The following is a 14,062-nucleotide window of genomic DNA, read 5'->3' on the forward strand; positions in this document are numbered from 1 at the left end:
CCGGTCCGGAGGGGTGCACCGGACCGGTCTGCCGGATGTTGCTGGTCCTGCTGGTGTTACTGGTGTCGCTGAAGGTGCTGCGGGTGTTGCTCGCCCGTCCCGGTTACGAGAGGGAGGCGATGGTCTCGCGGACCTTGGCGTTGATCTCGGCCGGGATCGGCGCGTAGCCGGCCTCGGTGAGGAGCTTCTGGCCCTCGTCACCGGCGGTGTAGTTCAGGAAGGACTTGACCGTGGAGAGGGTCTCGGCCTTGTTGCCCTTGTCGCAGACGATCTCGTACGTCACCAGGACGATCGGGTAGGCACCCTCGGCCTTGGTGGTGTAGTCGAGGTCCAGCGCCAGGTCCTTGCCGGTGCCCTTGATCTTGGCGGCGGCGATGGCCTTGGAGGCGTTCTCCGAGGTGGCCTTGACCGGGGCGGAACCGCCGGTGTTGATGTCCACGGTGGAGATCGACTGCGAGGTGGCGTAGCTGAGCTCGAAGTAGCCGATCGAGCCGTCGACCTGCTTCACCTGGGCGGCGACACCGGAGGAGCCGGACGCGGCCTGGCCACCGGGGGCCGGCCACTTCTTCTCGGCCTCGTACTTCCAGTCGCTCGGGGCGGCAGCGCCGAGGTACTTGCCGAGGTTCTGCGTGGTGCCGGAGTCCTCGGAGCGGTGGAAGGCCTGGATCGGCTTGTCCGGGAGCTTCGCGCCGGTGTTGAGCTTGGCGATCGCGCCGTCGTTCCACTTCTTGATCTTGCCGTCGAAGATCTTGGCGAGGGTGGGGGCGTCCAGCGTGAGGCTGTCGACACCCTCCAGGTGGAAGCCGATGGCGATCGGGCCGCCGACCATCGGGAGGTTGATGCCCTGGCCGCCCTTGCAGATCTTCTTCGAGTCGGCGACCTCTTCGGGCTTCAGCGCCGAGTCGGAACCGGCGAAGCCGACGGTGCCCTGGTTGAAGGCGACGATGCCCTCGCCGGAGGAGGAGGACTTGTAGTTGATCTCGACGCCGGAGCAGCCGGCCATGTAGTTCTTGGCCCAGAGGTCCATGGCGTTCTTCTGCGCGCTGGAGCCGGAGGCGGGCAGCTGGCCCTTGGCGTCGTCGCACTTGATGTTCGACGCGGCGTTGGTCTTCCCGCCGTTCCCGCCGGTCGTGCCGCTGCTGTTGTCGTCCGAACCGCACGCCGTGAGGACCAGGGCGCTGGAGACGGCGAGGGCACCGAGCGCGGTGGCACGAAGCCGGTTCTTGCGCTGAAGCTTCACTTTCGGGTGTTCCTTCCAGGAGCCGCCGAGGTCTGTTCGTTCTACGACGGCGTGCGTTGTTGTGGGTGCTCCGGCGTTTCGCCGCGCACCGTGCACTGCCGAAGTTAGGCAGAACAGGTGAAGCGGCCTACGGGGGAGAGTGAACGGAAGGTGAACCGTGCAGGACGGTGCGGTTCTCGCCCTTGGTCAGAGCTTCTACGGAGTCGGCGGTCCGGGAAGGCCGGGTCTCTCCGGCGCGGCCGGAGGCTCGGCGGAGTCGGGGCTCCGGTGCGGCCGGAGTCGGCGAAGGGCGGGCTTCGGCATGGTCAGAGGTCCGGCAGCAGCGCGAGCAGGGCGTCGAGCAGCTCCCGGTCGCGGTCCTGGCTGAGCCGGGCACGGGCCGCCTCCGGGGCGAGCCAGCTGACCCGGTCGACCTCGGAGCAGGGCACGAAGGAGCCGCCGGCCGCCTCGGCCGCCCAGTAGGCGACCTCCTTGGGGCGGCCGTTCGCGAGGTAGCGGACGGTGGGGAGGGGGGCGCCGGGGACGCAGTGGTGACCGGTCTCCTCCAGGACCTCGCGCAGGGCGGCGTCCAGCGCCCGTTCGCCGCGCTTCAACTTGCCCTTGGGGTGCGACCAGTCGTCGTAACGCGGCCGGTGGACCAGACAGATCTCCAGCTTGCCGGAGTGCTCCGACCGGCGCCACAGCACGCACCCCGCGGCGAGCACCGGCCGGTCCACGGTGCGCTCGGTGCCGCGGGCGCCCACCGCCCCGCTCATGGCGCGATCACGGCCGCGGCGTACGGCCAGCTCGTCCGGAACACGCCGCGGGCCGCCTCCACCTCGTGGCGCTGGTCGGCGTGGAGCACTCCCAGGGCGTACGCGGTCGCCGGCGCGATGCGGGGCGTACGGGCCGCCGATGCCGCCGCCGCGGCCGCCTCCGAGGCGTCCCGGTGCAGATCGAGGGCGCGACCCGGCGCGGCCAGGACCGGGTCCGGGATGCCCCGGACCACCTCGTGGGCGTACCGGTGCAGCCGGAGCAGCAGCCGGGTGCGGTGCCAGGGCGCGTCCTGCGCCTCGTTGTACGGCTCGGCCGCCTGGCCGGACGGGAGCGCCGCCACCGCGCCGAGCAGCTGCTGCTCGGCCCGGTCGGCGGGCCCGTGCAGCATCTCCTCGGCCGGGGCCGCGGCCGCCGGGGCGAGCGGGACCTCCGAGGCGAGCAGCGCGACGGCGTCGGCCACCGCGTGGAAGCGGGAGGAGCCGAGCGCCTGGAGCGCCGCGGAGTGGGCGCGGGTGCGGGCGAGGGTGAGCTGCCGGTCGAGCAGCGCTCCGGCGCGGGCGGCGCCGACGCCGAGGGCGGCGCGCTCCTTGTCGGTGGCGCCGTCGGAGCCGGACCCGTTGCGGGCGGTGGGCAGCGAGGTGCCTGACAGGGCGTGCAGCGCTTCCAGGAGCCGGTTCAGCCGGGTCGCGTAGGCGTGTTCTCTGGCCAGGGTGCCGGAGAGCCAGGCCAGTTCGGTACGGAGCTGCTCGGCCCAGGTGGCGTCCAGCGCCGCCCGGAAGGTGTGCAGTGTGCCGCCGATCCGGCGCGAGGAGCGGCGCAGCGCACCGGCGGCCTCCTCGGCTCCGTGGCTTCCGGCGTCCGTGGGGGCGCTGTTCTCGCGGTGCAGGCGCAGGCTGCGGAGGAATTCGGCGGCCTGGTCCTGAAGGTAGGGCGCGAGTACGGCGCCTGCCGTAAGGTCCGCCTGCGTCGTCTGGTGGTCATGGCGTCGCACGCCGGCGCCTCCGGGCGTCAATGAGCATTTCCTGTACGTGCCGCAGCGGCTGGCCGTCCGCGTCCGTGGCGTGCCGGGTCCAGTTCCCGTCGGGACCGAGGTGCCAGGAGGAGGTGGTGTCGGCCATGCCGGTCTCCAGGAGACGGCTGAGCGCGGCGCGGTGGGCGGGGTCGGTGACCCGGACCAGTGCTTCGATCCGGCGGTCGAGATTGCGGTGCATCATGTCGGCGCTACCGAACCACACTTCGGGTTCGCCGCCGTTGCCGAAGGCGAAGAGCCGGGAGTGTTCGAGGAAGCGGCCCAGTATCGAGCGGACCCGGATGTTCTCGGAGAGGCCGGCGACACCGGGGCGGATCGCGCAGATTCCGCGTACCCAGATGTCCACCGGCACGCCGGCCATCGCGGCCCGGTAGCAGGCGTCGATGATCGCCTCGTCGACCATCGAGTTGACCTTGATGCGGACATAGGCGGTCCGCCCGGCCCGCTGGTGGGTGATCTCCTTGTTGATCCGGGCGATCAGCCCGTCCCGCAGGGATTTCGGGGCGACCAGGAGCCGGCGGTAGGTCTCCCGGCGGGAGTAGCCGGAGAGCCGGTTGAAGAGGTCGGAGAGGTCCGCGCCGACCTGTGGGTCCGCGGTCAGCAGGCCGATGTCCTCGTAGAGCCTGGCGGTCTTGGGGTGGTAGTTGCCGGTGCCCACGTGGGAGTAGCGGCGCAGGGTGTCGCCCTCCTGCCGGACGACGAGCGAGAGCTTGCAGTGGGTCTTGAGGCCGACGAGGCCGTAGACCACGTGGCAGCCGGACTCCTCCAGCTTCCGCGCCCACTTGATGTTGGCCTGCTCGTCGAAGCGGGCCTTGATCTCCACGAGGACCAGGACCTGCTTGCCGGACTCGGCGGCGTCGATCAGCGCGTCGACTATCGGCGAGTCGCCCGAGGTCCGGTACAGGGTCTGCTTGATGGCGAGGACGTCGGGGTCGCCCGCGGCCTGCTCCAGGAACGCCTGTACGGAGGTGGAGAAGGAGTCGTACGGGTGGTGCAGGAGCACGTCGCGTTCGCGCAGCGCGGCGAAGATGTCGGGCGCGGAGGCGGATTCGACCTCGGCCAGGTCGCGGTGGGTACCGGCGATGAACTTGGGGAACTTCAGCTCGGGCCGGTCCAGCGAGGCTATGCCGAAGAGCCCGGTGAGGTCGAGCGGTCCGGGCAGCGGGTAGACCTCGGCGTCGGACACCTTCAGCTCGCGGACCAGCAGGTCGAGCACGTACGGGTCGATGGACTCCTCGACCTCCAGCCGGACCGGCGGGCCGAAGCGGCGCCGCATGAGCTCCTTCTCCAGGGCCTTGAGGAGGTTCTCGGCGTCGTCCTCCTCGACCTCCAGGTCCTCGTTCCTGGTGACCCGGAACATGTGGTGGGCGAGGACCTCCATGCCCGGGAAGAGCTCTTCGAGGTGGGCCGCGATGACGTCCTCTATGGGCACGTACCGCTGCGGCGACGCCTCCAGGAAGCGGGTCAGCAGCGGCGGCACCTTGACCCGGGCGAAGTGACGGTGGCCGCTGACCGGGTTGCGCACGACGACGGCGAGGTTGAGCGAGAGCCCCGAGATGTACGGGAAGGGGTGCGCCGGGTCGACGGCGAGCGGTGTCAGCACGGGGAAGACGCGCTGCCGGAAGAAGGTGAACAGGCGGGCCTGCTCCTTCTCGGTCAGCTCCGGCCAGCGGATCAGCTGGATGCCCTCGTCGGACAGGGCGGGGGCGATGTCCTGCTGGAAGCAGGCGGCGTGCCGGGCCATGAGTTCGCGCGAGCGGGTCCAGATCAGGTCCAGGACCTCGCGGGGCTGGAGTCCGGAGGCGGAGCGGGTGGCGACGCCGGTGGCGATGCGGCGCTTCAGACCGGCCACCCGGACCATGAAGAACTCGTCCAGGTTCGAGGCGAAGATGGCGAGGAAATTAGCCCGTTCGAGGAGGGGGGTCGCCGGGTCCTCGGCCAGTTCGAGCACACGTTCGTTGAATGCGAGCCAACTGCGCTCGCGGTCCAGGAAGCGGCCCTGTGGCAGCTCGTCGCCGTCGACATCGGGTTCGTACGCGTCGACGTCGGCGTCGATGTCGGGATCCAGGTCGGCGGCGGTGGACAGCGCGCCACCGTTGGAAGCGGCGGTGGCGACGGCGTGCGGCCGGTGCGCGGCGAGTGAGCCGACCGACGGCTGCACGGTGGACTGGACCGGTACCTCGGAGCTGGGCTGCTGGCTCATGGCCCTATTCTTCCGCGCGGATGGCCCAAGGGGCGCGCCGGAGGGTGCGGAGATCGCGGGGAACGCGCGGTTCACGTCGTTCGTGCGGTCTCCGCCGGGATTTCTCCCGTTGCGGGGGGTCGGCACGGCTGGCTGCATCCTGAAAGGGTGGCAAGCGCTTCTGAATGGCTGGTAACGGCGACATGACGTGCAGGAAGCGGTGTGGCCGTGCCCGGGTGCCCGGGGGGCGCCCGGACACGGCCCGGTGACCCGACAGCCTCTCAGCCGTGCCGGCGGCGCAGCACCCGGAAGGCGAGGGCCACGGCGAGCGCGGCGAGGACGAGCAGGAGGCCGGTCTCGACGAGCTGGAGGGGCCAGAAGTGCGAGGCGGGGTGGTAGTCGAAATAGCGGAACTCGATGTTCTTCTCGGCCAGACACTGCTCGAAGCCGGGGCCCCACTCCAGGCACGCGCTGTGGGGCAGCCGCCGGCCGGAATCGGTCAGCCAGCCCGTCGCGACGCTGACCGCCCCGTCGGGGAACCGGTAGTCGCCGCCCTGCTCGAACGTGTCCGTCAGGGTCGGCCACAGGCTGTTGCGCACGGAGTTGAACGCCGCCACCAGGGCGCCGTACCCGATCACCGTCACGACCATCGCGGTGAGGGTCCGCCGCAGCACCAGCCCGGCGAGCGCGCCGAGGGCCAGCATGCACAGGGCGTAACCGACGGGGATGGTGCCCATCGAGCCGTACGCGGTGCGCTCGTGCCACTCCTGCCCCTGGTACGCCCGGTCGGCCCGGCCCTGGGCCCAGGTGCAGGCGGCCGACAGCACGGAGACGGAGGCCAGCGTCACGACGGCGGGCACGGCGAGTTTGGCGGCGAGCCAGCGGGCGGGCGTCACGGACTGTGTCCACGCCAGCCTGTACGTGCCGCTCTCCAGCTCACGGGCGATGACCGGCCCCGCCACGAAGATCCCGATGAGCGCGGGGAGGACCATCATCAGCAGGCCGGCCCGGTCGAGTACCTCCCGCAACCACATCTGGCGGTCGAGGTACGCGTTGACCGTGTCGTCGCAGCCCGGCGTCGGGTGCGTGACCGAGCAGCCCGTGGCGGCGAAGGCATCCAGGACATGCTCGGTCCACAGCCAGGCGCCGACGAGCGAGACGGTGACCAGGACGGGAAGCACTCCCATGATCCACAGGGCCCATCGGTGCTGGGCCACGACGACCCGCTCCGGGCCGCGCAGGCGGTTGCGCGACGCGGCGGCCGCACGAGGGGCGGGCGACGAGGGAGGGGCACTGATCGCGCTCATGCGGTGGCCACCTCCTGACCGGCCGACGCGCTGGGCGTCAGCAGCGCCGGGGCCTCCGGCGACCGCAGATGCGCCAGGAGCAGTTCCTCCAGCGAAGGCTCGGCGGCCTCCCAGACGTCTGTGTTCACGGCGCCTTGCCTCCGTACGAGTGCGGTCTGCAGACGTCCCGCGGTGCGGGACTCGACGACGGTGTGCGGTGCGGTGTCCCGTACCGGACCGGTGAGCAGTGTGTGCGCGGCGAGCAGGTCCTCCGTCTCGCCGCCGAGGCGGACCCGGCCGCCGTCGACGAGCAGGAGGTAGTCGCAGGCGCCCTCCAGTTCGGTGAGGATGTGCGAGGACATCACGATCGTGGTGGAGTGCTCGGCGGCCTCCGCCATCAGCGCGCCCATCAGCCGGTGGCGCGAGAGCGGGTCGAGATCGGCCATCGGCTCGTCCAGCAGCAGCAGTTCGGGCCGCTTGCCCAGCGCGAGGGCCAGGGCGAGCCGGGTGCGCTGGCCGCCGGAGAGGTCACGGACCCTGGCGTCGCGCGGAAGCTCCCCGGCGATCCGCTCGGCGGTGTCCTGGTCCCAGGTCGCGGGGTTCAGCTCGGCGCCCGCCCAGAGCGTCGCGTCCACCGTCAACTGCGGGTACAGCGGCTTGTCCTGGGCCACGAAGGCCATCCGGGCACGGGCCCGGCCCGGGACCGAGCCCAGCACCCGCACCGTCCCTTCCGACGGCCGCAGGAAGCCCGCCGCGAGGGCGAGCAGGGTGGACTTGCCCGCGCCGTTGGGCCCCACGAGGGCGCACACCCGCCCGGCGGGCAGCCGGAAGGAGCAGTCGCGCAGCGCCCAGCCCCTGCCTCTGCCCCGGTACTTCATGCCGAGGCCGGCGGCCTCGATCGCAGCGCCTGTCATCCGGCCTGATCCCCCTCGAAAGTCCTGTCCAGTACGGCGGTGAAGAGCGCGCTCACGTCGTCCTTCTCCAGCCCGGCCGCGCGGGCCCGGCGGGCCCAGTCGGCGAGTTCGGCACGCAGCGGTGCGTCGTCGGCGGCCGCCGCGCCGCCGAGGGTCCGGGTGACGAAGGTGCCGAGCCCGCGCCGGGCCTCGACGAGACCCTCGCGCTCCAGCTCCCGGTAGGCCTTGAGCACGGTGTTCGGGTTGATGGCGGTCGCTTCGACGACCTCGCGCGCGGTGGGCAGCCGGTCGCCGGGCTCCAGCAGACCGAGGCGGAGGGCCTGCTTGGTCTGCTGGACGATCTGGAGGTACGTGGCGACGCCGCTGCGCCGGTCGATGCGGTACTCGACCGCTGCGGACTCTGCCATGTTCACCCCTTTCACTAATTGAGTAGTGAAAGGGTGGCGCAGGAAAGGGGCGGCGTCAAGCGACGCCGCCCCCGGGGGAGTTGGGCCCGTGGACCCTTGCCTCAGGACTCCGTGCGGTACATCAGGTCCACCTCGTGCGTCGCGAAGCCCATCCGCTCGTAGACGGCCAGGGCCGCCTTGTTGTCCGCGTCCACGTAGAGCATCGCGGTCGGCAGCGCCTCGGCGGCCAGATGGCGCAGCCCGATCGCGGTGAGCGCCTTGCCGAGCCCGCCACCCTGCGCGTCGGGCCGGATGCCGACGACGTACACCTCACCGAGCTGCTCCTCGGCGTGCACCTTCGTCCAGTGGAAGCCGATCAGCTCGCCGTCGCGCTCGGCCAGGAAGAACCCCTTCGGGTCGAACCACGTCTCCGCCTTGCGGTCGTCCAGGTCGCGCTGGGTCAGCGAGCCCTGCTCCGGGTGGTGGGCGAAGGCGGCACGGTTCACCGCGAGCCAGGCGGCGTCGTCCTCGCCGGGCACGAAGGTGCGGATGGTGACGCCGGGCGGCAGCACCGGCTCCGCGATGTCCAGCGGGGCCAACGGGCGGCGCAGCTGGCGCAGTTCGCGGAAGAGCGAGAGGCCGAGGACCTGCGCGAGATGCCGCGCCGCGGACTTCCCGCCGTGCGCCCACACCCGCAGCCGCTTCCCGGTCACGGCGAGCAGCGCCGCTCCCAGCGCCCGCCCGTGACCCTGCCCCCGGTACGCCGGATGCACGACCAGCTCGGCGGCCGGAGCCTCGACGGGGTCGGTGTCCTCCAGCTGCGCGTACCCGACCAGGACCGTCCCACTGGTCAGCAGCAGGTGTCGGACCCCCGCCCGCCGCCCGCCCCGCAACTGCAACCGCCCCTGCTCCGAGACGGCCTGCCTGCCGTCGGACCGGGCCGCCTCGGCGAGCAGATCGGACACGGCGTCCGCCTGCTCGGGGGAGAGCTCGTCGAGCGTCCGGATCTCACGTCCGGGAGCGGGGAGGGGTGCGTCAGTCGTCATGCCTACGAGCCTACGGGGGCGGGGTGGGTACCGGGGCGGTGCGCGGGCGCTTCGGGACTCGGTCGGCGGTCGGAGGGTCGCGGCGCGCGGCGCGCGGACCGCGGTCCGCGGTCCGCGGTGTGTTCGGGACTCGGCCGGCGGTCCGCGGTCTGCGGCGCGGTGTGTCAGGCCGCGCCGTGGTGTGTCAGACCACGGCGAGCCGGCCCACCAGTAGCTCCACCCTCGACTCGGTCTCCTCCGGTGGCAGCCGCCCCGACCGGGTCAGGGTCGCCACCCCGTGCAGGGCCGCCCAGAACACCTCGGTGAACAGTCCCGGGTCGACGCCGTCCCCGGCGACTTCGCCGAGGCAGTCGAGCAGCGCGGCGAAGGCGTCCTTGAGGGGTTCCGGGGTGTCCTCCTGCGCGTACGCCAGACCGCCGTCGAGCTGGAACAGGGCGTCGTAGACCGCCGGGTTGCGTGTGGCGAAGTCGAGGTAGGCGCGGGCGAGGGCATACACCCGGGCGCGCGGGCCGTCCGCGGCGGAGGTCGCGGCCCGCATCGCCGCGGCCATCTCGGTGGCGCCCTGGAGGGCGACGGCGCCGATGATCTCGCGTTTGCCGCGGAAGTGGCTGTAGAGGACGGGCTGGCTGTATTCGATGCGCTCGGCGAGCCGACGGGTGGTGACCGCGTCCCAGCCCTGTTGCTCGGCGAGTTCGCGGGCCGTCGCCACGATGAGACGCTCGCGGCCCGCCCGTTCACGCTCCTTGCGTTCCTGTACCGACATGATTCGATCCTAGCAGTGCTAGACATGAGAGCGGCAGTAGCACTAGCGTTGCCTCGTCAGCTAGCGACGCTAGATTTCGGAGAGGTCGTCATGCTCAATGCACTTGAGGTCGTCACCACCGTGGTCGTCGGCGTGATGGTGGGGGTGGAGTTCTCCGTCGCCTTCGTCATCAACCCGATCCTCAACGCCCTCCCGGAGGACAGCGGCCAACTCGGCCACGCCCACGGGGGCCGGATGCTCGGCGCCGTGATGCCGGTCTGGTACATCGGCTCGCTCGTCCTCGTCGGCATCCGGGCCGTCGCCGGGTGGCACCACCACGGGACCGGCCTCGTCGTCACCGCCGGAGCGCTGCTGATGCTCAGCGTGGTCATGTCGATCCTGCTGCTCGTCCCGATCAACAACCGGAACAGGGCGTGGACTCCCGAGAACCGGCCCGAGGACTGGAAGGAGCAGCTGAGCCGCTGGGACCGCTTCCACTACGTCCGCGTCGCCGTCATCATCGCCGCCTTCGCCCTGCTGGTCACCGCCCTCAGCTGACCCGGCCGACCTCGACGGCACCTATTCACCGGCGCCCTTTCACCGGCACCCATTCACCGACAGCGAGAGGAAGTTCCGAGAATGGCCACGCTGCAGAGTCTCGACCCGAGCACGCCGATGTTCGCGCAGTTCAAGGAGAAGACCGGGCCCATCGTCCTGGCCAACACCTTCGTCGTCCCGAAGGAGAGGGCCGAAGCGTTCCTGGCCCACTTTCGCGGGCAGGCCGAGTTCATGAAGGCTCAGCCGGGATTCATCTCCCTACAGATGCACAAGGGAACGGCGGACAGCCGGCTTCTGATGAACGTCGCGGTCTGGGAATCGACCGAGGCCCTCGCCACGGCGTTCGGCAGCCCGGAGTTCCAGCGCATGGCGGCCGAGTTCCCCGACGACATCGTGTCGTACCCGCACATCTTCGAGCAGATCGACGTATGACACGGCGGCCGCGGCCGAGGCGACGACTTCGAGTGCGAGGCAGCACCGCGATGCGCTTCTGGCCTGCGGGTCTGCGCCCGCCGCCGAACCCCGCCCCACCCCACCCCGCCCCACCCAGGCCGTACGTCGAAGGAGAAGCACCATGTCGCTGAAGAACGTCAACACCGTCCTGGCCTCCGCAGGCGCCCTGTTCGTCCTCTACCTCGGGCTGTCCTTCATCCTGACCCCCGAGACGTCCACTCCGGGTGTCGGCCTGCCGAACTGGCCCGAGGGCGACGGCGACGGCTTCCTCGTCATGAAGGGCATCCGTGAATTCTCGATGGGCCTGGTCATCGGCATCCTGCTGGTGACGGGCCACCGCCGCGCCCTGGGCTGGGTCCTTCTGATGGAGGCCGTCGCCCCGTTCGGCGACATGATCAACGTCTTGGCCCATCACGGCTCCGTCGCCGCCGCGTTCGGCATCCACGGCCTGACCTCGGCGCTGATCGCGATCACCGGCCTGCTGATCCTCCGCGAGACCGGCAAGACCGGCAAGGCCGACAAGGCCCCCGCCCCGGCGTCCGCCGCGCAGCCCGCCTGACAGCCGCATGCCCGCAAGGGGTGGCCCGGCCACGTGGCCGGGCCACCCCCTTGTTCCGCCGTCGCGGCAGGACCGGGGGGTCACTCGGCCGGTGCGCGGGCCGAAGGGCCCGGTCGCTCAGGTTCCGCCGGGTTTGCCCGTCGAGACCAGCAGGAGGACGGACGAGCCCGGTGCCACCGGTTCTGCGCCGCCCCGGGGCTGACTGCTGATCACCTGCCCGGCGGGAGCGTTCCAGTCCGTGTGCCGCATGATCGTGCAGCTCAGTCCGAGTCCGCGCAACAGGCTTCCGGCCTGTTCGACCGGCATGCCGGCCAGGTCCGGCAGCGCGATGCCCGCTCCCGCGGTCTGCTTCTGCTCCTGTGTCGGAGTCGCATCGGCGCTTCCGCTCTTGGGGGTGCCGGTGGCGAGCGGGGTGCACGCCCCGTTCGCCGGTGAGGACAGGGACGGGGAGGCGCCGGGCGCGGGCGGCACGGGCTTCAGCGCGAAGAACCCCACCGTGGCGCACGCCAGCACGCAGCACGCCGCAGCGGTGCCGAGGAGCGCCCGGCGGGTGCGGCTGCGGCTGACGGCTCGCTCGATCGCGGCCGCGTCGACGACCGGCGCCGTCGGCCCGTCGGCGAAGGAGGCCACCGCGGCACGCAGCTCGGCTTCGAAGCCCGGCTCGAACGGGGCCGGTCCGGACGACATGTTCCTCACTTCGTACCTCCGAAAGCGGTCGACGGCGTGTGCGGCGCCTGGGCGCCCGATACGGAATCGCGCAGCTTGGCCAGGCCGCGGGCGAGCTGGGACCTCACCGCACTCGAAGAGATGTCCAGGACGTCGGCGATCTGCCGGGCGTCCAGATCGTGCAGGTAGTACAGGACCACCACGCTGCGCATGCCCATCGGCAGCCCGAGCAGTGCCTCGATCAGTTCCGCGCGCAGATCCACCTGCCCGAACCGGTCCCGGGGGTCGGCCGTCTCGGGCACCCCCGACAGCCCGGGGCGCTCGCCCCGGCGCGACAGCCGCCGCCAGCGGTCGTTGGCCAGGTTGACCAGCACTTTGCGCACGTACGCCTCCGGCGAGTCCGCCACCGCGACCTTCCGCCAGTGTCGGCACGCCCGCTCCAGCGCCTCCTGCACCAGATCCTCGGCCACGTGCACGTCACCGGTCAGCGCATACGCGGCGCGGAACAACGCTCCCGACCGCTGTGCGACGAACTCCGTGAATCCGATGCCCGGACCGCTCCTGCGAAACCTCACCCGCCGACCTCCTCTCCTCGTCCCGTCCCGATCACTGCCCCCATGACGGCGGAACGGGGCCGGGTGCTGCACCGAGCCGCCGGCAGTGACGTGAATCACAGCCGGGACGGAAGGGTGTCCCAGGATCTCGCGCCGCTGCCGCCCGGGGTGCGGGCGGGGCCCGGCGAAGCGGAGGGCCGCCGGGCGGGCGGCCCGCAGTCGGCCGAGAAGAACGGGGGCGCCTCTTGCCAGATACTACGGTGACCGTACTACGGTGTGCCGGGTGAAGAACAAACGCTCCATGCAGGAGCCGACCTTCCTCCTCCTCACCGCACTCGCCGACCGGCCGCGCCACGGCTACGCGCTCGGGGACGAGGTCGCCGCGATCTCCGACGGTCGGGTGCGACTGGGCGCAGGCAGCCTCTACGGCGCCCTTGACCGCCTGCTGGCTGAGGGGCTGATCCGCGTCGAGCGCGAGGAGACGGTGGACGGACGCCCCCGACGCGTGTTCACCCTCACCCCGGACGGAGAACAGTCGCTCAGGACCGAGGCCGACCGCCTGCGCTCCGCCCTGCGCGAGGCGGACCGCCGCCTGGCGGCACCCCGGACCCGTTCCGCAGGAGGCTCGACATGACCTCGAAGCACCCCCTGAACGCCTGGCTTCTCCGGCGGGCCCTCGCGCTCTACCCGTCCTCGTACGGCACCGGCGCGCTCGCGGAGGTGACCGACTTCGCCGCGCCGCCGGATCGCTCTCCGGTCCGGCCGGAGGGCTGCGCGAGGTGGCCGACGTCGCCGGGCACGGAGTCCGGGTCCGGCTCGGCCTGGTCTCCCACCGCCCGACGGGCCGGGCGTTCGCCACCGCGGCGCCGATCGCCGCCCTGCTCGCCGGAACCTGCGCGGCAGCCTCGGTCGTGCGCGACGTGCGAACCGCCGTCAGCCCCGAGACCCACGGCTCCTCCACCAGCGGCTTCCCCGACGGAGGCCCGCTCCTGGCGGCGGTCTCGTTCCTCGTCCCGGCCGCGCTCACGGCCTGCGCGGTGGTGGCCGACCGCTGGTCCGCCGCACGGGTCCTGGCCCTGCTGGCCGCCGCTTCGGCGGCACTGTTCTGCCTGCTGTCCTACACCGGGCCGCTCGGCCCGGACCGAGCCGCAGCAGCCGAACTCGGCCTCGGCCCGCGCGGGTTGGGGCTGATCACGCTCAACACCCTGATCCTCCTGCTCGCCCCGCCCGACCGGGAGCGCCGCCCCGGCACCGGGCTGTGGCTCGCCGGCGTCGTCACGGCCTCGGCCGTCGGTGCCGCCGGCGGCGGGGAGGAATGGATCGAGGTCCTCACGACCTCCGGGCTCGGCCTCTGGGCCCCGCTCGCCACCGGAGCCGCGCTGGCCCGCAGCACCCACGGGCCCAGGGACGCGGTGATGGCCGCCACCGTCCTCGCGGCCCCACCGCTGCTCACCCCCTGCTCTTCGGCGGCCAGGCGTCCGCCGCCACCGCCCTGCTGCCCCAGCTCCTCGTCCTGTCCGCCTTCGGCTACCTGGCGGCCCGAGGCGCGATCCTCCTGTACCGCCGCCTTCCGAGGAGGGGGCTTTCCCGCAGCTGACCCACGCACCCTCCCTGCTCCCTGAAGGTAAGCGGTCGGCTGCCGGTCGGACCGCACGGAAGCGGACCGGCGAGCAGGCACTCCCCCGCGCGG

16 protein-coding genes are annotated in these 14,062 nt (G+C 72.0%); 5 read left to right on the forward strand and 11 right to left on the reverse strand.

All coding sequences use genetic code 11. The features are described from left to right. Positions 1 to 103: 103 nt before the first annotated feature. The 9 genes from pstS to ACFVH0_RS18580 all read right to left on the reverse strand — a co-directional run bounded on the left by pstS (position 104) and on the right by ACFVH0_RS18580 (position 9,603). Entirely contained in the window at positions 104 to 1,240 is a 1,137-nt protein-coding gene (gene pstS / locus ACFVH0_RS18540) for a phosphate ABC transporter substrate-binding protein PstS (RefSeq protein WP_385821401.1), read from the reverse strand. Positions 1,241 to 1,545: 305 nt separating this feature from the next. Then, positions 1,546 to 1,995, reverse strand: coding sequence for an NUDIX hydrolase (locus ACFVH0_RS18545; RefSeq protein ID WP_385821403.1), 450 nt, complete (start codon positions 1,993 to 1,995; stop codon positions 1,546 to 1,548). Continuing rightward, positions 1,992 to 2,987 carry a CHAD domain-containing protein gene (locus ACFVH0_RS18550; RefSeq protein ID WP_385821405.1) on the reverse strand — a complete coding sequence of 332 codons (996 nt, stop codon included), beginning with the start codon at positions 2,985 to 2,987 and terminating at the stop codon, positions 1,992 to 1,994. Before ACFVH0_RS18550 ends, ACFVH0_RS18545 begins: the two co-directional genes overlap by 4 nt. Continuing rightward, a complete protein-coding gene (locus tag ACFVH0_RS18555; protein WP_385821406.1) occupies positions 2,974 to 5,229 on the reverse strand; it encodes an RNA degradosome polyphosphate kinase in 2,256 nt (751 codons plus the stop codon). The genes ACFVH0_RS18550 and ACFVH0_RS18555 overlap by 14 nt, the downstream gene beginning before the upstream one ends. A gap of 260 nt (positions 5,230 to 5,489) precedes the next feature. Further along, positions 5,490 to 6,515, reverse strand: coding sequence for a hypothetical protein (locus tag ACFVH0_RS18560; RefSeq protein WP_385821408.1), 1,026 nt, complete (start codon positions 6,513 to 6,515; stop codon positions 5,490 to 5,492). Beyond that, a complete protein-coding gene (locus ACFVH0_RS18565) occupies positions 6,512 to 7,408 on the reverse strand; it encodes an ABC transporter ATP-binding protein (protein WP_385821409.1) in 897 nt (298 codons plus the stop codon). The genes ACFVH0_RS18560 and ACFVH0_RS18565 overlap by 4 nt, the downstream gene beginning before the upstream one ends. Further along, entirely contained in the window at positions 7,405 to 7,815 is a 411-nt protein-coding gene (locus ACFVH0_RS18570) for a GntR family transcriptional regulator (RefSeq protein WP_259931416.1), read from the reverse strand. Before ACFVH0_RS18570 ends, ACFVH0_RS18565 begins: the two co-directional genes overlap by 4 nt. A 101-nt stretch (positions 7,816 to 7,916) precedes the next feature. Further along, entirely contained in the window at positions 7,917 to 8,840 is a 924-nt protein-coding gene (gene mshD, locus ACFVH0_RS18575; protein WP_385821411.1) for a mycothiol synthase, read from the reverse strand. Positions 8,841 to 9,024: 184 nt separating this feature from the next. Beyond that, complete coding sequence (locus ACFVH0_RS18580) at positions 9,025 to 9,603, reverse strand: TetR/AcrR family transcriptional regulator (RefSeq protein ID WP_266620717.1); 579 nt, start codon at positions 9,601 to 9,603, stop codon at positions 9,025 to 9,027. Between the two features lie 90 nt (positions 9,604 to 9,693). On the opposite strand from ACFVH0_RS18580, the gene ACFVH0_RS18585 reads away from it, so the two are divergent. From ACFVH0_RS18585 to ACFVH0_RS18595, 3 genes are all read left to right on the forward strand, one after another. Beyond that, positions 9,694 to 10,140, forward strand: a complete 447-nt coding sequence (locus tag ACFVH0_RS18585; RefSeq protein WP_385821413.1) for an anthrone oxygenase family protein — start codon at positions 9,694 to 9,696, stop codon at positions 10,138 to 10,140. An 81-nt stretch (positions 10,141 to 10,221) separates the two neighbouring features. Next, on the forward strand, positions 10,222 to 10,572 hold the full coding sequence (locus tag ACFVH0_RS18590) for an antibiotic biosynthesis monooxygenase (RefSeq protein ID WP_124720115.1): 351 nt from the start codon (positions 10,222 to 10,224) through the stop codon (positions 10,570 to 10,572). Positions 10,573 to 10,714: 142 nt separating this feature from the next. After that, a complete protein-coding gene (locus ACFVH0_RS18595; RefSeq protein ID WP_385821415.1) occupies positions 10,715 to 11,152 on the forward strand; it encodes a DUF4267 domain-containing protein in 438 nt (145 codons plus the stop codon). A gap of 117 nt (positions 11,153 to 11,269) precedes the next feature. Here ACFVH0_RS18595 and ACFVH0_RS18600 read toward each other — a convergent pair whose 3' ends face one another. Continuing rightward, positions 11,270 to 11,839, reverse strand: coding sequence for a PASTA domain-containing protein (locus ACFVH0_RS18600; protein ID WP_385821417.1), 570 nt, complete (start codon positions 11,837 to 11,839; stop codon positions 11,270 to 11,272). Between the two features lie 5 nt (positions 11,840 to 11,844). After that, positions 11,845 to 12,366, reverse strand: a complete 522-nt coding sequence (locus ACFVH0_RS18605) for a SigE family RNA polymerase sigma factor (protein ID WP_385821573.1) — start codon at positions 12,364 to 12,366, stop codon at positions 11,845 to 11,847. 307 nt (positions 12,367 to 12,673) lie between these two features. Here ACFVH0_RS18605 and ACFVH0_RS18610 point away from each other — a divergent pair, with 307 nt between their 5' ends. Next, complete coding sequence (locus tag ACFVH0_RS18610) at positions 12,674 to 13,006, forward strand: PadR family transcriptional regulator (RefSeq protein ID WP_385821575.1); 333 nt, start codon at positions 12,674 to 12,676, stop codon at positions 13,004 to 13,006. Between the two features lie 145 nt (positions 13,007 to 13,151). Then, positions 13,152 to 13,994, forward strand: a complete 843-nt coding sequence (locus ACFVH0_RS18615; protein ID WP_385821419.1) for a hypothetical protein — start codon at positions 13,152 to 13,154, stop codon at positions 13,992 to 13,994. Positions 13,995 to 14,062 lie beyond the last annotated feature (68 nt).

The organism is Streptomyces sp. NPDC127117 (assembly GCF_042677325.1).
Lineage (GTDB): Bacteria > Actinomycetota > Actinomycetes > Streptomycetales > Streptomycetaceae > Streptomyces.